Source organism: Mesoterricola sp. JemC181 (assembly GCF_055384585.1).
On record NZ_AP045076.1, the window covers coordinates 4,269,160 to 4,288,902 of the forward strand.

The 19,743-nt window shown below is 70.2% G+C and carries 15 protein-coding genes; 10 read left to right on the plus strand and 5 right to left on the minus strand.

Annotated elements, in window-relative coordinates:
* Position 1: 1 nt before the first annotated feature.
* From bioB to ACZ5MC_RS18765, 4 genes are all read right to left on the minus strand, one after another.
* Positions 2-943, minus strand: coding sequence for a biotin synthase BioB (gene bioB / locus ACZ5MC_RS18750; protein ID WP_306602009.1), 942 nt, complete (start codon positions 941-943; stop codon positions 2-4).
* A gap of 63 nt (positions 944-1,006) precedes the next feature.
* Positions 1,007-1,465 carry a MarR family winged helix-turn-helix transcriptional regulator gene (locus ACZ5MC_RS18755; protein ID WP_464516482.1) on the minus strand — a complete coding sequence of 153 codons (459 nt, stop codon included), beginning with the start codon at positions 1,463-1,465 and terminating at the stop codon, positions 1,007-1,009.
* Position 1,466: 1 nt separating this feature from the next.
* Positions 1,467-1,952, minus strand: coding sequence for a glutathione peroxidase (locus ACZ5MC_RS18760; RefSeq protein ID WP_306602011.1), 486 nt, complete (start codon positions 1,950-1,952; stop codon positions 1,467-1,469).
* Positions 1,949-2,365 (minus strand): organic hydroperoxide resistance protein, encoded by a 417-nt coding sequence (locus ACZ5MC_RS18765; protein ID WP_306602012.1) that lies wholly within the window; start codon positions 2,363-2,365, stop codon positions 1,949-1,951. Before ACZ5MC_RS18765 ends, ACZ5MC_RS18760 begins: the two co-directional genes overlap by 4 nt.
* Before the next feature lie 168 nt (positions 2,366-2,533).
* On the opposite strand from ACZ5MC_RS18765, the gene ACZ5MC_RS18770 reads away from it, so the two are divergent.
* From ACZ5MC_RS18770 to ACZ5MC_RS18795, 6 genes are read left to right on the plus strand one after another with little or no spacing between them, the layout of a single operon-like run.
* Positions 2,534-4,474 (plus strand): proton-conducting transporter transmembrane domain-containing protein, encoded by a 1,941-nt coding sequence (locus ACZ5MC_RS18770; protein ID WP_464516483.1) that lies wholly within the window; start codon positions 2,534-2,536, stop codon positions 4,472-4,474.
* Positions 4,471-5,397 carry a respiratory chain complex I subunit 1 family protein gene (locus ACZ5MC_RS18775; RefSeq protein ID WP_306602015.1) on the plus strand — a complete coding sequence of 309 codons (927 nt, stop codon included), beginning with the start codon at positions 4,471-4,473 and terminating at the stop codon, positions 5,395-5,397. Before ACZ5MC_RS18770 ends, ACZ5MC_RS18775 begins: the two co-directional genes overlap by 4 nt.
* A gap of 3 nt (positions 5,398-5,400) precedes the next feature.
* Positions 5,401-6,036: a hypothetical protein gene (locus ACZ5MC_RS18780; RefSeq protein WP_306602016.1), complete on the plus strand. Its 636-nt coding sequence runs from the start codon at positions 5,401-5,403 to the stop codon at positions 6,034-6,036.
* 4 nt (positions 6,037-6,040) lie between these two features.
* Positions 6,041-7,468 carry a proton-conducting transporter transmembrane domain-containing protein gene (locus ACZ5MC_RS18785; RefSeq protein WP_306602017.1) on the plus strand — a complete coding sequence of 476 codons (1,428 nt, stop codon included), beginning with the start codon at positions 6,041-6,043 and terminating at the stop codon, positions 7,466-7,468.
* Positions 7,465-8,919, plus strand: a complete 1,455-nt coding sequence (locus ACZ5MC_RS18790; RefSeq protein ID WP_306602019.1) for a hydrogenase large subunit — start codon at positions 7,465-7,467, stop codon at positions 8,917-8,919. Before ACZ5MC_RS18785 ends, ACZ5MC_RS18790 begins: the two co-directional genes overlap by 4 nt.
* A 29-nt stretch (positions 8,920-8,948) precedes the next feature.
* Positions 8,949-9,698 (plus strand): SDR family NAD(P)-dependent oxidoreductase, encoded by a 750-nt coding sequence (locus ACZ5MC_RS18795; RefSeq protein WP_306602020.1) that lies wholly within the window; start codon positions 8,949-8,951, stop codon positions 9,696-9,698.
* Between the two features lies 1 nt (position 9,699).
* Here ACZ5MC_RS18795 and ACZ5MC_RS18800 read toward each other — a convergent pair whose 3' ends face one another.
* Positions 9,700-11,115 (minus strand): MFS transporter, encoded by a 1,416-nt coding sequence (locus tag ACZ5MC_RS18800; protein ID WP_306602021.1) that lies wholly within the window; start codon positions 11,113-11,115, stop codon positions 9,700-9,702.
* A 239-nt stretch (positions 11,116-11,354) separates the two neighbouring features.
* Between ACZ5MC_RS18800 and ACZ5MC_RS18805 the strand changes: the two genes are divergently transcribed.
* From ACZ5MC_RS18805 to ACZ5MC_RS18820, 4 genes are read left to right on the plus strand one after another with little or no spacing between them, the layout of a single operon-like run.
* Positions 11,355-12,428 (plus strand): LacI family DNA-binding transcriptional regulator, encoded by a 1,074-nt coding sequence (locus ACZ5MC_RS18805; RefSeq protein WP_306602022.1) that lies wholly within the window; start codon positions 11,355-11,357, stop codon positions 12,426-12,428.
* Between the two features lie 59 nt (positions 12,429-12,487).
* The gene (locus ACZ5MC_RS18810) at positions 12,488-15,340 is read left to right on the plus strand and encodes a TonB-dependent receptor (protein ID WP_464516484.1); all 2,853 of its coding nucleotides are present in this window, start codon (positions 12,488-12,490) and stop codon (positions 15,338-15,340) included.
* 19 nt (positions 15,341-15,359) lie between these two features.
* Complete coding sequence (locus ACZ5MC_RS18815) at positions 15,360-16,796, plus strand: glucoamylase family protein (RefSeq protein ID WP_306602024.1); 1,437 nt, start codon at positions 15,360-15,362, stop codon at positions 16,794-16,796.
* The gene (locus ACZ5MC_RS18820; protein WP_464516485.1) at positions 16,793-19,741 is read left to right on the plus strand and encodes a discoidin domain-containing protein; all 2,949 of its coding nucleotides are present in this window, start codon (positions 16,793-16,795) and stop codon (positions 19,739-19,741) included. Before ACZ5MC_RS18815 ends, ACZ5MC_RS18820 begins: the two co-directional genes overlap by 4 nt.
* Positions 19,742-19,743: the final 2 nt, after the last annotated feature.

Sequence of the window (19,743 nt, forward strand, 5' to 3'; positions counted from 1 at the left end):
CCTAGACCCGCGCGCCTTCCACCCTCATGCCCAGGGCGGCCATGAGGCGGCGGTCGTGGTTCTCGCCCGGATTGGGAGTCGTGAGGAGCTTGTCCCCGGTGAAGAGCGAATTGGCCCCCGCCAGGAACGCCAGGGCCTGCATCTCGTCGCTCATGGCGGTGCGCCCGGCGCTGAGGCGGATTCGGCTGGCGGGGAACAGGATCCGCGCCGTGGCGATCATGCGGATGAACTCCAGGGGCGGCACGGGCGGCAGGTCCGCCAGGGGCGTGCCGGCCACGGGCACCAGGTGGTTGATGGGGATGCTCTCCGGGGCCGGGTGCAGCTGGGTGAGCTCGTGGAGGAAGTGGATGCGGTGGTCGATGGTCTCGCCCATGCCCACGATGCCGCCGCAGCAGACTTCCAGCCCCGCCCGGCGCACCGCGTCGATGGTGCGCAGGCGCTCCTCGAACTTCCGGGTGCTGATCACGGTCTCGTAGAAGTCCCTGCTGCTGTCGATGTTGTGGTTGTACACCTGGCAGCCGGCCTCCTTCAGGCGCCGGGCCTGGTCCTGGGTGAGCATGCCCAGGGTCACGCACACCTCCATGCCCAGCCCGGAGACGCCCCGCACCATGGCCAGGACGGCCTCGAAGCCTTCGTTGTCCCGCACCTCGCGCCAGGAGGCGCCCATGCAATAGCGGGTCGACCCCTGGTCCCGGGCGGCGCGGGCGCCTTCCAGGACCGATTCCAGCTCCTTCATGGGCTCGACCTTGAGGCCGGTGTCGTACCGCGCGCTCTGGGGGCAGTAGGCGCAGTCCTCGGGACAGGCCCCGGTCTTGATGGAGTCCAGGGTGCAGAACTGGATCTCCTCGGGGTTCCAGTGGGCCCGGTGCGCCGTCGCCGCCCGGAAGACCAGTTCGGGCAGGGGCAGGTCATGGATGGCGCGGATCTCGGCGGGAGTCGTCATGGGTGGCCTTTGGAACAAAGGACACAGCCTAGCATGGGCGCCCCGCGGCCACAGCCGGACGAGCTAGAGACCGCCCTTGTTTTCCAGGCCCGTCTCCAGGTTCCGGAGATGCGCGACCAGACCGTCCAGTTGCTCCTTGAGCGCCAACAGATCCTCCTCCGGGCAGCCCAGGGCCGCGAAGAGGGTCCCGGGGACGCACCCGCACGCCTCCTTGAGGGCGGCGCCCCGGGGGGTGAGGTCCACCCGGACCACGCGCTCGTCGTCCAGACTGCGGGTGCGGGTGATGAAGCCGGACGCCTCCAGGCGCTTGAGGAGCGGGGTGAGGGTGTTGGTGTTGAGCAGGGCCCGGTCGCAGAGGCGTGAAACGGCGCACGGCGCGTCCTCCCACAGGATCATCAGGACGATGTACTGCGGGTAGGTGAGCCCCAGCGGCTCCAGCAGCGGCTGGTAGAGCCGCGTCACGAGCCGCGAGGCGGCGTAGAGGGGAAAGCACAGCTGGCGTTCCAGGAGCAGGGGGTCCATGTCACCTTCCCAGGAGCTGCAGGATCGCCTTCTCCAGCCTCGCGGGGACGGTCGACGGCGCGTACCGCTTCACCGGCCGCCCTTCCCGGTCCAGGAGGAACTTCGTGAAGTTCCATTTCACGGCCTCGCTGCCCAGGACCCCCGGCAGGGCGCCGGTGAGCCACGTGAAGAGCGGGTGGGCCTTGGGGCCCTTCACCTCCACCTTCGCGAACATGGGGAAGGTGACGCCGTAGTTCAGCAGGCACCCGCCCGCGATGGAGGCCTCGTCCCCCGGCTCCTGCCTGCCGAACTGGTTGCAGGGGAAGCCGAGGACCACGAGGCCCTCGTCCCGGTGGTCCCGCCAGAGCTGCTCCAGACCGGCGTACTGGGGCGTGAAGCCGCACTCGCTGGCGGTGTTCACCACCAGCACGACCTTGCCGCGGTACCGGGAGAGGGGGATCTCCTCCCCCTTCAGGGAGGTGGCCGTGAAGGCCTCGAGGCCGCTCAAAGCAGCACCAGCTCCACCGGCACGTTGCCGCGCACGGCGTTGGAGTAGGGACACACCTGGTGGGCCTGTTCCATCAGCGACTGGGCCTGCTCCCGGGAGACGTCGGGAAGGAAGACCTCGAGCTTCACCGCAAGCTGGAAGCCGCCGCCATCCTTGGGCCCGATGCCCACCGTGGCGTCCACCCGCTGGGTGCCCAGGCGCACCTTGGCGGACCCGGCGACGAAACCCAGGGCGCTCTGGAAGCACGCCGCGTAGCCCGCCGCGAAGAGCATCTCCGGGTTGGGATTGGGTCCGCCCGGGCCGCCCAGGCCCTTGGGAAGGGCGAGCTGGAGGTCCAGGACGCCGTCGCTGCTGGTGACGCGGCCGGCGCGGCCGCCGTTGGCCGAAGCCTTGATTTCGTACAGTGCGTTCATGGCGGGTCCCTTATATATCGCAAGCGATTTAGTCGCTTGCGATAACAATACGCCCCCCCGCCGCCCTGTCAAGGCCGGCCTGCGGCCCCCCCTCTGCTAGACTCTGGAAAAACCCCGAGACGGACCCATGCAACCCATGCGACGACCTGTACCCGCGAGCCCGCGATCATGATCCTGTACTGGACCGCTCTGGGACTCTCGGCCCTTTCGGGGATCCCGGGCCTCTTCCTCCCGCGCAAGGGCGGGGTCGCGTCGGCGGTCCTGCTCTGCCTGGCCGCGGTGGCGGGCCTCGCCGCCTCGGCGCGGGTCCTCTGCTTCGGCCTCGCGTGGAGCCAGGCCCTCCCGGCCACCCCCCTGGGGCCGGCGGGGTCGCTGGCCTTCGACGCCGTCGCGGCCTTCTTCCTTATTCCGGTCGTGGCGCTCTCGGCCTGCGGCGCGCTGTACGGCGTCCGCTACTGGGAGGACCACCACGAGAACGCCCGCAGGCTGCGGCTGCTGCTGGGGATCCTGGCGGCCTTCACGGGGCTGCTGACCGCCGCCTCCCACATGGTCACCTTCCTCGTGGCCTGGGAGGGCATGGCCATCGCCGCCTTCTTCCTGGTCACCACCGAGGACCGGGAGCCCGAGGCCCGACAGGCCGGGTGGCTCTACCTGGTCACGACCCACCTGGGAACGCTGTGCCTGTTCGGAGCCTTCGCCCTGACGGTCCCGGCCACCGGAGGCCTGGGCTTCGGAGCCCTACCCGGGGGCTTCGTCGCCAGCGGACGCGGCACGGCGGCCTTCGTCCTCTACCTGGTGAGCTTCGGCCTCAAGGCCGGGGCCCTGCCGCTGCACTACTGGCTGCCCCCGGCCCACGCGGCCGCGCCCAGCCACGTGTCCTCCTACCTTTCGGGCGTGCTCATCAAGACGGGGATCCTGGGCATGGTCCGGCTCCTTTCCTGGGTTCCGGATCCGCCGCTTTGGTGGGGCGGGGCCTGGGTGGCGCTGGGCGCCCTCTCGGGCATCCTGGGCGTGGCCCTGGCCCTGGGCCAGCACGACCTCAAGCGGCTCCTGGCCTACCACTCCATCGAGAACATCGGGATCATCCTCCTGGGCCTGGGCCTGGGCACCCTGGGAAAGAGTACGGGGCACCCCGCCATCATGGTCCTGGGCTACGCGGGCGCGATGCTCCACGTGCTCAACCACGGACTCTTCAAGGGCCTCCTCTTCCTGGCCGCGGGCTCGGCGGTGCACGCCACGGGCACCCGGAACCTCGAACGCATGGGCGGGCTCGCCCACCGGATGCCCTGGACCTCCGGGGGCTTCCTGGCCGGGGCCTGGGCCATCTGCGGCCTGCCGCCCCTGAACGGGTTCGTCAGCGAGCTGTTCATCTACCTCGCCGCCTTCCACGCCCTGCCCCTGTCCCGCTCCCCCTGGCCCGCCGTGTCGCTGGCGTCCCTGGCCCTCATCGGCGCCCTGGCCCTGGCCTGCTTCGCCAAGGCCTACGGGATCGCCTTCCTGGGGATGCCCCGGTCCCCCGGGGCGGACCAGGCCCGCGAGGCGCCCCGGGCCATGCTGGCCCCCATGGGCATCCTGGCCCTGGCGTGCCTCGCCATCGGCCTGGCGCCGGCCCTGGCGGCCCCGGCCCTGGACCGGGTGGTGGCGGGCATGACCGGCGCGCAGGCCCTGCCCCGCCTGGGCACCCTGGTGAACCTCCCCGCCCTCTCGATCCTGGCCGCCCTGCTCCTGGCGCTGGGCGCCCTCCTGTGGCGCTGGGCGGGCCGGTCCCGCTCGGAGCGCGACGTCCCCACCTGGGACTGCGGGTTCGAGGGGGGCACGCCCCGCATGCAGTACACCGCCTCCTCCTTCGCGGACGGCCTGGTCACGGGCATGCACTGGGCGCTGTGGCCCAAGGTCCACTGGCGCCGGCTCACGACCCTCTTCCCCTTCCCGACCCGCTTCGCCAGCCACCTGCCCGACCCGGTCCTGGACCGGGCCGGCATCCCCCTCGCGGGCCTCGCGTCCCGCTGGCTGGAGCGGCTCCGGTTCTTCCAGGGGGGGCACCTTCCGGTGTACCTCCTCTACGTGATGCTCACCCTCATCCTCCTTCTCCTGTGGACGGCGGCATGATCGGGACGCCCGGGGTCCGGATCCTCCACGTGCTCCTCCAGGTGGTTTCCACCCTGGCGCTCTCGCCCCTCGTCCCGGGCCTGATCAACAAGGTCAAGGCCGTCCTTGCCGGACGCACGGGGCCCCCGGTGCTCCAGCTCTACTACGACCTGGCCAAGCTCTCCCGCAAGCGGGCCCTCTTCAGCCGCACCACCACCCCCATCTTCCTGGCGGGGCCCGTGGCGGCGGTGGCGGCGGTGCTCACCGCCGCCCTGCTGGTGCCCTTCGGTCACTTCCCGGCCCCGGTGCACTTCCAGGGGGACGCGGTGCTGTTCGTCTACCTCTTCGGGCTCGCGCGCTTCCTCACCATCCTCGCGGCCCTGGACACGGGCTCGAGCTTCGAGGGCATGGGCTCGGCCCGGGAGGCCACCTTCTCGGCCCTGGCCGAACCCGCCCTCTTCCTGGGCTTCGCGGCCCTGGCCAAGGCCTCGGGCAGCGTCTCCCTCTCGGACATGCTGGCTTCCCCGGGCTTCGGGCTCTCCCGCGCCATGGCGCCCTTCATCCTGGTGCTGGTGAGCTGGGCCATCGTCTTCCTGGCCGAGAACGCCCGGCTCCCGGTGGACGACCCCAACACGCACCTGGAGCTGACCATGATCCACGAGGCCATGGTGCTGGACCACTCCGGGCGGCCCCTGGCCCTGGTGCTCTACGGCGCCAGCCTCAAGCTCCAGGTGCTGGGGGCCCTGATCCTGGGGCCCCTCCTGCCGCGCACCCGCCACCCATGGCTGGACTGGGGCGCCTATTTCCTGGGCCTGGCCCTGCTCGCGGCGGGGGTGGGCGTGGTGGAGAGCGTCACCTCGCGCCTGCGCATGACCCGGGTGCCCCAGTTCCTCGTGGCCAGCGTGCTGGCCTCGGCCTTCGCCTTCCTGATCCTGCTGGTGTAGACGATGCTCTGCGACCTCCTCATCGCCCTGACGATGCTCACCAACTTCGCGCTGGTAACCTCCAGCCGGGTGGCGAAGGTGGTGCGGCTGGCGGTGATCCAGGGCATCATCCTGGGTTCGCTGCCCATCGCCATGGGCCTGGGCCGGCATCCCCACATCCTGCTCATGGCGGTCAGCACCGTCGCCGTGAAGGGCTGGTTCATCCCCTTCCTCTTCCGCCGCGCCCTGAAGCAGGTGAAGACGCCGCGGGAGGTCGAGCCCTACATCGGGTACGGTACCTCGGTCATCTTCTGCGCCCTGGGGACGGCACTGAGCCTGATGCTGGCCCACACCCTGCCCCTGGAGCCCGGCGCGGCCCACCCCCTCCTGCTCCCCGCGGGGCTCGCCACCCTCTTCACCGGGTGCCTGCTCCTGGTGTCGCGCAAGAAGGCCCTCACCCAGGTGGTGGGCTACCTGGTGCTGGAGAACGGCATCTACCTCTTCGGCCTCATGCTCGTGGAGGAGATGCCGCTCCTGGTGGAGGCGGGCATCCTCCTGGACCTGTTCGTGGGCATCTTCGTCATGGGCATCGTCATCAACCACATCTCGGTGGCGTTCGACTCCATGGACACGCACCACCTGGCCAAGCTGAAGGACTGACGCGATGGCCTGGTACCTCATCCTCCTCCCGCTCCTGGCCGCGCTCCTCGCGTTCCTGACGCCCAGCCCGGCGTGGCGGCCGCGGATCCTGCCGGCCACGGCGGTCCTCCACCTGGGCGGGCTCCTGGCGGCCCTGCGCGGACCCCTGAGGCCGGGCGCGTGGCTCGCCCTGGATCCCATGGGCGGCTGGGTCCTCCTGGTCATCAGCGTGCTGTTCCTCCTCTGCGCCTGGTACACACCGGCCTACCTGGCCCTGCGCCCCAACCGGGACAACCGGATCTTCATCACGTGCTTCCTCAGCTTCCTGGGCCTGGCCTCCCTGCTGGCCCAGGCCACCCATCCGGGCCTGGTGTGGGTGGCCATGGAGACCCTCACCCTGTCCACGGCTCCGCTCATCTACTTCAACAAGAACCAGCGCTCCCTGGAGGCCGCCTGGAAGTACCTCATGATCGGCTCCGTGGGCATCGCCTTCGCCCTGCTGGGAACGCTGTTCATCGCCTACGCGGCCCACATGGGGGGCCTGCGGGAACCCCTCCGCTTCGACCGGCTCTGCCTGGAGGCCGCGCGCCTCTCCCGGCCCTGGCTGCGGGTGGGCTTCATCCTGAGCCTGGTGGGCTACGGCACCAAGATGGGCATCGCGCCCCTGCACACCTGGAAGCCCGACGCCTACGGCGAGACGCCCGGGGTCGTGGGCGCGCTGCTGGCCGGGGGCATGACCAGCTGCGCCTTCCTCGCCCTGCTGCGCGTCCAGACCGTGATGGCCGCCGCCGGGGAGGGCCCCTTCGCCCGCGGGCTCATGGTGGTGCTGGGCCTGGTCTCCATGGCCTGGGCCTTCGTCTTCCTGGTTCGCCAGGGGGACCTCAAGCGCATGCTGGCCTACTCCAGCGTCGAGCACATGGGGATCCTGCTCTTCGGCATAGGGCTGGGCGGACCCGCCGCGGCCTTCGCGCTCTACCACCTGGCCGCCAACGCCCTGGTGAAGTGCGTGCTCTTCCTCTCCGTGGGCAACATCCACCGCTCGTACGATTCCCGCCAGCTGCCGTACGTCACCGGGGCCATCCGGCGCACGCCCGTGTCGGCCTGGCTCCTGCTCCTGGCCTTCCTGGCCATCACCGGCACCCCGCCCTTCGCGCCCTTCGTGAGCGAGTTCAACCTGGCCCTGCTGGCCCTGGGACCGGGCCGGACCTGGCCGGGGCTCCTCTTCCTGATCCTTCTGGCCGGAGTCTTCCTCGCCATGAGCGACACGCTGGTGAAGGTGGTGTTCGGGGCGCCCAGCCGCGAGCGGGCCCGCACCCCCTACCGGGACACCTTCGGCACCACGGCCCCCCTCATCGCCGCCCTCGCCCTGGCCCTGGTCATGGGCCTCTGGCTGCCGAGCCCCCTGGCTTCGATGCTCCGGAGCTCCGCGGCCCTGCTGGAGGCGCGCCCATGACCCTGCAGCCCTTCCGCAACGGGCAGAGGCTGCCCCTGAAGGAGATCCGGGACCTCCGGTGGCCGGACTTCCGGGAGGCCGTGGTCCAGGGGCTCACCGGCGGTGCGCGCCTGGCCTGCCTCTGCGCGGACGGCGACCTCAACCTCTACGCCGTCCTGGCCGAGGACGGCCACGGCCGGCTCCTGGCGGGGCGCACGCACCTGGACGGCCCGCGGTATCCGGCCTTCACGCCGAGGTTCCCCCAGGCCCACCTCTTCGAGCGGGAGCTGGCCGAGCACGGCGGCATCGTCCCGGAAGGCCATCCCTGGCTCCAGCCCGTGCGCGAGCCCCGGCGCCACGCGTACTACCACACCAGCGGGGAGGAGGTGCACGAGGTCTCGGTGGGCCCCGTCCACGCCGGCGTGATCGAGCCGGGCCACTTCCGCTTCCAGTGCCACGGCGAGAAGGTGCTCCACCTGGAGATCGTCCTGGGCTACCAGCACCGCGGCGTCGAGCGCGCCCTGCTCGGGGGCCCGCACCCCCTCAGCCTGAAGCACGCGGAGACCGCCGCCGGGGATTCCTCCATCGCCCACGGGTGGGCGCACTGCCGGATCCTGGAGGCCCTTTCGGGCGCCCAGGTGCCGCCCCGCTCGGACCTGGTGCGCGGCGTGGCCCTGGAACTGGAGCGGGCTGCGAACCACACCGGAGACCTGGGCGCCCTGGCCGGGGACGTCGGGTTCCAGCCCACCTCCGCCCTCTGCGGGCTGGTGCGGGGCGACTGGCTGAACCTTACCGCGGCCGTGTGCGGCAGCCGCCTGGGCCGGGACTGGCTGCGGCCCGGGGGCCTGCGCATGGACCTGGAGCCCGGCCGCGCCCGGGCCCTGGCCCCGCGCCTGGCCGGGGTGTGGGCCGAGACGCGGCAGGCCGTCCAGCTCCTGTGGGACGCCGCCTCGGCCATGAACCGCTTCGAGGCCGCCGGAGCGCTGGATCCCATCGCGGCCCGGGAGATCGGCCTCGTGGGGGTCCCCGCCCGGGCCTGCGGCCTGGACCTGGACGTGCGCCGGGACCACCCCTTCGGGCCCTACGGGCTCCGCCCCGTCGTCCCCGCCCTGGCGCAGAGCGGCAACGTCTTCTCCCGCGCCTGGGTGCGGTGGCTGGAACTGGCTGAAAGCCACCGCTTCATCGACGAGGGCCTGGCGGCCCTCGCGGAGCTCCCCTGCGATCCGGCCCCGGCCCCCCCGCCGGCCCTGGAGCCCGAGAGCTTCTGCGTGTCCCTGGTGGAGGGCTGGCGCGGCGAGGTGCTCCACCTGGCCATCACCGACGCCCGGGGCCGGTTCCGCCTCTACAAGCTCGTCGACCCCTCCTTCCACAACTGGATGGGCCTGGCCCTGGCCATGCGGGAGGGCCAGATCTCGGACTTCCCGCTGTGCAACAAGAGCTTCAACCTCTCCTATTGCGGGCATGATCTCTGAAACGGACATTGACCCCCAGGAGGCAGACCATGCTGCTCGCAGGACGCACCATCCTCGTCACCGGCGGAAGCCGGGGCATCGGCGCCGCCACCGCGCGCCGTCTCGCCGGCCACGGCGCCGCCGTCGCGGTGAACTACGCTTCCAACGAGGCAGCGGCCCGCGGCGTCGTTGAAGCCATCACGGCCGCGGGCGGCCGGGCCGTCGCCATCCAGGCCGACGCCCGGGACCCCGTCCAGGTCGAGGCCCTTTTCAGGCAGGCCGAGGCCGCCCTGGGCCCCATCGACACCCTGGTGCTCAACGCCAACATGAGCTTCCCCGTGGCCCTCTTCACCGCGATGCCCTGGGAGGGGTTCCAGCAGAAGCTCCTGGGCGAGCTGGCCTCGGCCTTCCACGCGTGCAAGGCGGCGGTGCCCGGCATGATCCAGCGGCGGAAGGGCTGCATCATCGCCGTGAGCAGCGGCCTCTCCCGGCAGCCCGGGGAGGGCTTCTCGGCCCACACCACCGCCAAGTCGGGCCTGGACGCCCTGATGAAGTCCCTCGCCCTGGAGCTCGGCCCCCACGGCATCCGGGTGAACGTCGTGGCCCCCGGCCTCACGGAGACCGACGCCACCGCCCACTTCCCCGAGGCGGCCAAGACCGCCGCGGGAAGCCGGCTGCCCCTGAGGCGCATCGGCCAGCCCGATGACGTGGCGGGGATCATTGCGCTGGTGGCCTCGGACGAGGCCGGGTACCTCACCGGCCAGTACCTGTCCGCCGGGGGCGGCGGGATGATGCTCTAGTTCAGGTCGCCGCGGCGGCATCCTTGCGCCCGGCCAGCAGGGCCTTGGTCTCGTAGGCCTTCTCCTCCGTCAGCGGATAGCTCGCCAGCAGGAAGATCCCCGCCAGGCAAAGCGCCGTCGGCAGTCCGATCTCCCAGAACCGGATCCAGAACATCGTGCTCGCCGTCTGGGTCCCGACGCCCTCCAGGAAGCCCGTCCACCGGAGCAGGTAGCCGCCGGTGACGGAGGCGATGGAGACGCCCACCTTCCACCACCAGTTGTAGACGGCGAAGTAGACGCCCTCCTGGCGGGTCCCCACCCGCGCCTCCTCCTCGTCGCAGATGTCCGAGATCATGGAGTTCACCAGCGAGAAGCAGAACACCATCCCCAGCGACAGGCAGATCGTCGGCAGGAAGGTGAGCCGCGGCCACGCGCGGTTGTAGCACACGAGCTTGAGCAGGTTGCCGCCGGCGATGACGGAGAAGCTGAGGATCACGGTGCCCTTCTTGCCCAGGTGCTTCGAGAGCCAGAGCATCGGGAACACGCCGGCGATGCCCACGGCGGCCCACAGGGTTCCGTTCTGGGCCATGAGGCTGGAGGCGGCGTCCTTGTCGCCTCCGAAGAGGTAGAAGATCGTCGTGAAGTTGCTGAAGCCCATCACCACCTGGAAGCCCACGATGAGCAGGGTGAAGGCGGCCACCAGCTTCAGGAAGGCGCGGTTCCGGTAGGTGGCGCGGAAGCCCTTGAGGATGGGGATCCGCTCCTGCTTGCGGGCCTGGGTCAGCTTGCCCTCCTTGCACACCAGGGCGCACACCAGCGCGGAACCCGTCAGGAAGAAGCTCATGCCCAGGCACACCCACTTGATCCCGGCGACGGTGTCGCCGTGGAACACCGGCCTGTTGGCCAGGTAGTACACCCAGGGAAGGAAGAAGGCGCCCACGTTGCCGATGAAGCTGGCGTAGGCGAAGATGCTGGTCTTCTCGTGGTAGTCCTCGGTCATCTCCAGGCCCAGCGCGCCGTGGGGGATGGAGTAGATGGGGACGACGGTGTAGAAGAACAGGGAGGTGGCGATGAAGTAGCCGAACATCGCCGGCCGGCTCCAGTCCCTGGGCACCGTCCACAGGAGCGTGAAGGCCACGCCCAGGAGGATCCCGCCCACCACGAGGAAGGGGATCCGGCGCCCGAAGCGCGAGCGGCTGTTGTCCGAGAGGTTGCCCAGGAAGGGGTCCACGAGCGCGTCCCAGAGGCGGGGGATGGCCTGGGCGTACCCGATCCAGATGGCGCTGATGCCCAGTCCCACGACGTAGACGAGGCTCGTGAGCTGGACGACGGAATTCACCGCCACGATCGTGACGATCGCCCCCAGCCCGTAGGCGATCTTCTGCCGGACGGGAACCCGGTCGGCGGCGAGGGTCGTGTGGTGGGGGCGGCTGGCCATGGGGGTTCCTGACGGGAGTGGGAAATTTTGAAGGGAAAAAGCGAGAATCCGATTCAGTGTTCCAACATGCATGCCTGTTTTTGCCTTGCCGGATCCATGTGGGCCAAGCCTGTTTCAACGCCAAGCGGCCCGTTACAGATTCGTTACTTTCTTCTTGCAGGTTTCAAGGTCAGGGGTATATTACTACTTGTCCCCATCTTGTAAACGTTTTCATTTCCTCTCACCCGGAGAACCGAGCCATGACGGAGCGCCCCCAGGAAGGTGCCGCCAGCCACGACGACCGGGCCGAGGTGACCATCCACGACGTGGCCCGCATGGCGAACGTCTCCATCGCCACCGTGTCCCGGGTGCTCAACGGCAGCAACCCGGTCAAGGGCGCCACGAGCACCCGCGTCCAGGAGGCCATCGAGAGCCTCGGCTACATCCCCCACAGCGGCGCCCGGGGCCTGATCAAGAAGGAGACCCGCACCATCGGGGCCCTCCTGCCCGACATGTTCGGCGAGTTCTTCTCGGAGGTGATCCGGGGCCTCGACCAGGTGGCGCGGAACCGGCACTACAGCCTGCTGGTGACCTGCACCCACGGGGACATGGAGTCCGCCGAGGCGATGCTCAGGACCATGCACGGGAAGGTGGACGGGCTGGTGATCCTGTCCTCCGAGCTGGAGGTCCACGAGGGCATGGCCCGGCTTCTCCGGCGCACCCCGGCGGTCTTCCTCAGCCAGGTGGCGGGGGGCCTGGAGGAGCGCTTCGATTCCATCAGCGTCGACAACCACGGCGGCGCCCTGTCCATGGTGCGCTACCTCATCGGCCTGGGCCACGCGCGCATCGCCTTCATCCGCGGGCCCGAGAACAACACCGACGCCCAGCAGCGCCTCCAGGGCTACCGGGAGGCCATGGCGGCCCTTCCCGGAACGCGGGAATGCACCCTGGAGGCCCAGGGCGACTTCGGGGAGGCCTCGGGCTACCGCGCCGCGTGCCGCCTCCTGAAGGCCCCGGTCCGCCCCACCGCCATCTTCGCGGCCAACGACGACATGGCCATCGGGGCGCTGGCCGCCCTGAAGGACCAGGGCCTCCGGGTCCCCGAGGACATCTCCCTGGCGGGCTTCGACGACGTGCCCATCGTGCGGTACCTGACCCCCGCCCTCACCTCCATCCGCGCGCCCATCTCCGACCTGGGCGCCAGGGCCGCCGAGAGGCTGCTGACGGTCATCGAGTCCGGCGGCGCCGTCCAGCCCCGGCAGCAGACCCTCGAAGTGCTCCTGGTCCCCCGCGGCTCCACCTGCCCGCCCCTTTCCGGAAGCGGGGGTCAATGACCCCCCCCTCCACCCCAGCATTACCATAAGTTAAATTTTTACAACAAAAGGAGAGAAACATGAGCCGAACCCTCCGAGCCAGGGTTAGCGCAGCCCATATCCCCGCCTTCGCGGCGGCCCTCATCGCCATGGGCGCCGCCCCATGCCTCATGGCCCAGACCACCACGGCCATCCTCCGGGGCCACGTCCGGCTCGCCGGGAACGCCGTGGGCGGCGCCAGGGTCACGGCCGTGAACAAGGCCAAGGGCTTCACCACCATCGCGGTGGCCAAGGCCGACGGCACGTACCACCTCACGCTGGAGCCGGCGACCTACACCCTCACCGCCACCGCCCCGGGCTCCGGCACCGCCGTCAAGTCCGTGCGCGTGCAGGTGGGCCAGGCCCTCGACCTGGACTTCGCCCTGGCGCCCCAGGCCGCCGCGGTCGTGGAGGTCACGGGCTCCCTCGTCGAGCTCCGCTCCGCCGAAGTGGCCACCAACATCACCCTCGAGCAGCTCGAGGACCTGCCCCAGGGCAACCGCAACTTCCTGAACTACGCCGCCCTGGCCCCCGGCATCAAGCTCTCCAACGACGAGATGAACCAGTCCTTCTCCTCCGGAGGCCAGACCAACCAGCGCGTCAACATCTTCATCGACGGCGCCAGCTACAAGAGCGACCTCCTCTCCGGCGGCACCGTCGGCCAGGACAGCAGCCGCGGCAACCCCTTCCCCCTGGGCGCCGTGCAGGAATTCCGCGTGATGACCGAGAACTACAAGGCCGAATACCAGAAGGCCTCGGGCGCCGTCATCAGCGCCGTCACCAAGTCCGGCACCAACGACTTCCACGGCGACCTCTTCGTCTACTACCAGAACAAGTCCCTGGTCTCGAACAACTACTTCGCCGAGAAGCGCGGCCAGCCCAAGCCCGAATACTCCCGCACCCAGGAGGGCTTCAGCGCAGGCGGCCCGATCATCAAGGACAAGATGCACTACTTCGTGTCCTATGAAGGCAACCAGCAGAACCGCGACAACCAGGTCTTCCTGGGCGGCGGCAAAATCAGCGGCGCCTCGCCCGCCCTGGTGAGCCAGCTGAAGAGCTACGCCGGCAACTACGGCTCCCCCTTCCGGTCCAACCTCCTGTTCGCCAAGGTGGACTACCAGATCGACACCGCCCACGTGCTGGAGTACTCCCTCAACCTGCGCTCCGAGCACGAGAAGCGCGACTTCGGCGGCCAGACCACGTTCGAGAACGGTTCGGACATGTCCAACAAGGTCTTCACCACGAGCCTGAAGGACAAGTTCACCACGGCCAACTGGGTCAACGAGTTCATGGTCACCTACCAGAAATCGGAGTGGAATCCCAAGGCCATCAACCCCGATCTCGTCGCCAAGAACTACTTCGGCATCCTGGTCACCGGCGGCCACACCGACCAGCAGGACTTCGTCCAGAAGCGCATCTCCCTGCGCGACGACTTCTCCTACGTCGCCGTGGCGAACCACAGCTTCAAGTTCGGCGGCAACATCGACTTCATGGACTACGGGATCAAGAAGTACCAGGTGGGCAACCCCGTGTTCAACTTCGACCCCAACATCGACCCCACCCTCACCATCCCCTTCCAGGCCCAGTACGGCACGGGCAACCCCGACATGAGCGCCACCAACAAGCAGATCGGCTGGTACGCCCAGGACGACTGGAACGTCACCCCCCGCCTCCTGGTGAACCTCGGCCTGCGCTGGGACTTCGAGGCCGACATGTTCAACAAGGACTATGTCACCCCGCAGGCCGTGGTGACGGCGCTCGGCTCCACGTACGACTCCAAGTACTTCTCCAACGGCAGCCAGCGCAAGCCCTTCTACGGCGCCTTCCAGCCCCGCATCGGCTTCTCCTACGACGTCAAGGGCGACGGCACGGCGGTGGTGTTCGGCGGCGTGGGCCGCTACTACGACCGCGAGTCCTTCAACAACGTGCTCGACGAGCGCTTCCGCCTGCAGTACGGCGTGCGCACCTTCACCTTCTCCGCCGACGGTTCCCCCGTGAACGGCACCCCCGCCATCAAGTGGGACCCCAAGTACATGTCCAAGGACGGCCTGAACGGCCTCATCGCCCAGGGCGTGGCCCCCAACCCCGAGGTCTTCCTCCTCGACAACAACGCCAAGCCCGCCCACTCCGACCAGGTCAGCCTGGGCTTCCGGACGAAGGTCGGCAGCGTCAACGCCTCGGTCACCTTCACGGACGTGCGCAGCTTCGACGCGATCACCTGGAAGTGGGGCAACCGCGACGCCCAGCTGAACTACATCCCCGTCCCCGGCTACTCCAACGTCCTGCTCAGCGACACCAAGAAGACCTGGTACGACGCGATGTACGTGGTCGTGGAGAAGCCCTTCACCGAGGCCTCGGGCTGGGGCGCCGGCGTCCACTACACGCTCTCGAGCGCCAAGCAGACCGGCAACGACCTGTTCAGCCTCGATTTCGTCAACGCGGACGCCTACGGCAAGCACCCCACTGCCGACGACGAGCGCAACCGCCTGGTCATGGACGGCATCGTGAGCCTGCCCTTCGGCTTCCGCCTCAGCGGCCTGATCACCCTCAGCTCCGGCCTGCCCTACACCCTGTGGGACGTGACCAACGGCTGGGGCTACAACCAGCGCCACTTCCACTACAACGCCGGCCGCCCCCAGAAGTTCAGCTTCATCATCCCCGACGCCTGGGGCTACCGCTCCGTCGACCTGAAGCTCCAGAAGGACTTCCGGATCGGCAAGAGCAGGCTGGGCGTGAACGTGGAGGCGCTCAACGTCTTCAACTATCACAACTTCATTTATGGCTGGGATTCGGGGTACATTGACGGATCCGCCGGCGCGGCCGCGAAGTTCGGCCAGCCCGTGGACGCCATGACCGGCCGCCGCATCCAGTTCGGCGCCACGTTCCAGTTCTGAGCAGGAAGGTCCAACCGACATGGGAACGTTTACATTTTTCACCAAGGCGTCCGTAGGCCTGGCGATGCTGCTGGCGGTGTCCACCGCCTGCGGCGCCGCCAAGCCCGCCCCTCCCGTGCCGGAGCTTTCGGACCAGGCATTCATTGAACTGCTGGAACAGCGGACGTTCCAGTTCTTCTGGGACACGGCGGATCCGGGGACGGGACTCATCCCGGACCGCCATCCCACCCCCTCCTTCGCCAGCATCTCGGCGGTGGGGTTCGGGCTCACCGCCTACGTCATCGGCGCCGAGCGCGGCTACGTCACCCGCGACCAGGCCGCGCAGCGGGTCCTCAAGACCCTGCGCTTCCTGGAGCGGGCCCCCCAGGGCCCCGATCCGGTCAACGCCTCGGGCTACCGGGGCTTCTACTACCACTTCCTCGACATGAAGACCGGGCTCCGGTTCAAGAACGTCGAGCTCTCCACCATCGACACGGCCCTGCTCATCGCCGGCGCCCTCACCTGCCAGGCCTACTTCGACCGGCCCGCCGAGGCCGAGATCCGCGCCATCGCGTCCCGCCTCAACGAGCGGGTCGAGTGGACCTGGGCCATGCCCCGCGCCAACCGCGTCAGCATGGGCTGGACGCCCGAGGAGGGCTTCAACACCTGGGACTGGCACGGCTACATGGAGGCGATGCTCCTCGAGTTCCTGGCCATGGGCTCGCCCACCCACCCCATCCCCCCCGCCGCCTGGCCCGAGTACACGAAGTCCCAGGTCTGGGGCACCTTCCAGGGCCAGGCCTCCTTCCAGTTCGGCCCGCTCTTCGGGCACCAGTTCTCCCACGTCTGGGTCGACTTCCGCGGCGTGCGCGACGCCTCCGCGGCGGCAGCGGGCATCGACTACGCCGAGGAGACCCGCCGGGCCACCCTGGCCCAACGTTCCTACGCCATGGCCAACCCCGGCAACTGGAAGGGCTACGGCCCGAACATCTGGGGCATCTCGGCCTGCGACGGACCCTCCGACGCCGTCCTCACCGTGGACGGGGTCCGTCGCACCTTTCTCACCTACGCCGCCCGGGGCGCCGCCGCGAACGGCATCCTGGACGACGGCACCATCACCCCCAACGCGGCCGCGGGCTCCCTGCCCTTCACGCCGGAGATCTCCCTGCCGGCCCTGCAGGAGATGCGCCGCCGCTTCGGGGACAGCCTCTTCTCGACGTACGGCTTCCTGGACGCCTTCAACGAGACCTTCCCCGCGGGGGCCCCGGCCCATCATGGTCGCAGCGTCCCGGGCCTGGGCTGGGTGGACACCGACTACCTGGGCATCGACCAGGGCCTGATCCTGGGCATGGTCGAGAACTACCGCTCGGGCCTGGTCTGGAGCCTTCTCAGGAAGGACCCCACGCTCCAGCGGGGCATGCGCCTGGCCGGGTTCAAGGGCGGCTGGCTCGACGTTTCCGCGGCGAAGAAGCCATGACCGGACGCCTCCGCGGGCTCCTCCTGGCCCTGGCGGCCGGGGCGGCCCTGGCCGCGCCTCCCCGGGTCCTGGACCGGTTCGAGACCGTCCAGGCCTGGAAGGCGGTCCCCTCCGACGGCGTGCTGCTGGCCCTTGGCGGCGCCGGCAGCCTGCGCATGGACTTCGACTTCCAGGGCCGGGGCGGCTACGCGGCCGCGCGCCGGAACCTGCCCCTCACCCTGCCCCCCAACTACGAGATCACCTTCGAGGTGCGCGGGGACTGCCCGCCCGAGAACCTGGAGTTCAAGCTGGTGGATCCCTCCGGAGAGAACGTCTGGTGGGTGCGCAGGCCCGCCTTCGCCTTCCCGAAGGCGTGGACCCGCGTGACGCTGAAGAAGCGCCACGTCTCGTTCGCCTGGGGCCCCGGCGGGGCCGATCCCACCCGCATCGCCTCCATCGAGTGGTGCGTCACCGCCGGCTCCGGCGGCAAGGGCCACGCCGAGTTCCGCGACCTGGCCATCCGCGAGCTGCCGGTGGACGTCCCCTACGACCGGACCCCGGCCGACACCCGGGGGCCCGGCTGGCGCCAGCTGGACTTCGGGATCCCGCGCGAGTTCGGCGGGCTCCGCATCGACTGGGCCGACCCGGGCCCCCGGGACTTCCGGGTCCTGGGCTCACCCGAAGGCTCGACCTGGACCACGCTCGCCGAGGTGCGCGGGGCGGCGGGCGCCGCCAGCCACCTGCTCCTTCCGGAAACGGAGGCGCGGTTCCTGCGGGTCGAAGGGGGCGCGGCGCGGTCCCTGGCCGTGCAGCCCCTGGCCTTCGGCGAGTCCTGGAACGCCGCCTTCGAGGCCATCGCCCGCAAGGCCCCGCGGGGCGACTATCCCCGGGCCTACCTGGGCGAACAGCCCTACTGGACCCTGGTGGGCGTCGACGGCGGGCTGGACTCGGCCCTCATGGGCGAGGACGGTTCCCTCGAGGCCGGCGCCGGGGGGCCCTCCGTCGAACCGTTCCTGTGGAGCGGCGGGAAACTCCTGGGCTGGGCCCAGGGGGAAACCTCCCAGTCGCTGGAGCGGGGCGCCCTGCCCATCCCTACCGTCACCCGCACCCACGGCGACCTGACCCTGCGCGTCACCGCCTTCGGGACCGGAACGCCCGCGGCGCCCGTCATCCGGGCCCGCTACCGGCTGTCGGCGGGCGCCAAGCCCTGGAAGGGCACCCTCTTCCTGGCCGTGCGCCCCTTCCAGGTGAACCCGCCCCTGCAGTTCCTGGGCACGCCCGGGGGCGCAACGGAGATCCGCGCCCTGGCCTTCGGCCCGGATTCGGCCGCCGTCAACGGCAAGCGCCTGCTGGTCTCCGCCACCCGCCCCGACGGGGCCGGCGCTGCCGGGTTCCACGGCGGCTCCATCGTGGACCATCTCCACCGGGGCGTCCTGCCCCCGGCCGCGGCCGTGGAGGACCCCGCCGGGCACGCCTCCGGCGCCTTCCGGTACGACGTGGACCTGGCCCCGGGCGGAACCCGCGACATCCTGGTGGACCTGCCGCTGGGCGACGCCGCCCCCCGGCCCCCCTTCGAGGCCGACCTGCGGGAGACCATCGCCTCCTGGGACGAGAAGCTCAACCGGGTGCGCGTCGACCTCCCCGAGCCCGGGGCGGCCGACACCCTCCGCACCTGCCTGGCCCACATCCTCATCAGCCGCAAGGGCCCCGCGCTCCGGCCCGGCACCCGCTCCTACGCCCGGAGCTGGATCCGCGACGGCGCCATGATGGCCGTTGCGCTGCTGCGCCTGGGCCACGCCCGGGAGGTGCGGGAGTTCATCGAGTGGTACGCCCCCAACCTCTTCCCCAACGGGAAGGTGCCCTGCGTCGTGGACGACCGCGGCGCGGACCCCGTGCCGGAGAACGACAGCCACGGCGAATTCCTCCACCTGCTGGCCGAGTACGCGCGCTTCACCGGGGACCGGGCCTTCCTGGCCCGGGTGTGGCCCCAGGGCCGGCGCGCGGCGGACTACATGGAAAGCATCCTGGAAAAGGACGGCATGATGCCGGCCTCCATCAGCCACGAGGGCTATTCCGCCAAGCCCATGCACAGCTACTGGGACGATTTCTGGACCCTGCGCGGCTTCAAGGACGCGGCCTGGATCTGCTCAGAGCTGGGGGACCCGGCCTCGGCCCGGCACTTCGAGGCCCTGCGGGACCGGTTCCGCGCGGACCTGCTGGCCTCCCTGCGCGCGACCATGGAGCGCGGCCGCATCGCCTGGCTCCCGGGGTGCGCGGAGCTGGCTGACTTCGACGCCACCTCCACCACGGTGGCCCTCCTGCCGGGAGGGGAGCTCCCCTTCCTGCCGAGGCCCGCCCTGGAGGCCACCTTCGGGGAGTTCTGGCGGCAGTTCCAGGAGCGCCGCAAGGGCGGCGCGCCCGAGGACCGCTACACGCCCTACGAGACCCGGATCATCGGCGCCTGCGCCCACCTGGGCTGGCCGGAGCGCGCCCGGGACCTGCTCGCGGCCTACCTGGAGGACCGGCGCCCCCTGGCCTGGAACCAGTGGCCCGAGGTGGTGCAGCGCGGCCTGCGCAGCCCGGTCTACCTGGGCGACCTGCCCCACGCGTGGGTGGGCTCGGACTACATCCGCTCCCTCCTGGCCCTCCTGGTGCTGGAGCGGGAGGATGCCGGCGCGCTGGAACTGGGGGCCGGCGTCCCGGAAGCCTGGTTCCGGAGCGGATTCAGCCTGGCGGGCCTGAGGGTCCCGGGCGGCGAGCTGGGCTATTCGGCCCGGGCGGAAGGGACGCGGGTCACCTACGTCCTCTCCGGCACGGCGCCCTGCCCTCCGGGGGGCCTTGTCCTCCGGTGGCCCCTGGCCGGGGCGTTCCGCCGGGCGCGGATCGATGGGAAGGTGATGGAAGGTCTCTCCGGAACGAGCGTGACCCTGCGGCGGATTCCCGCCACGGTGGTGATGGAACAGTGAAA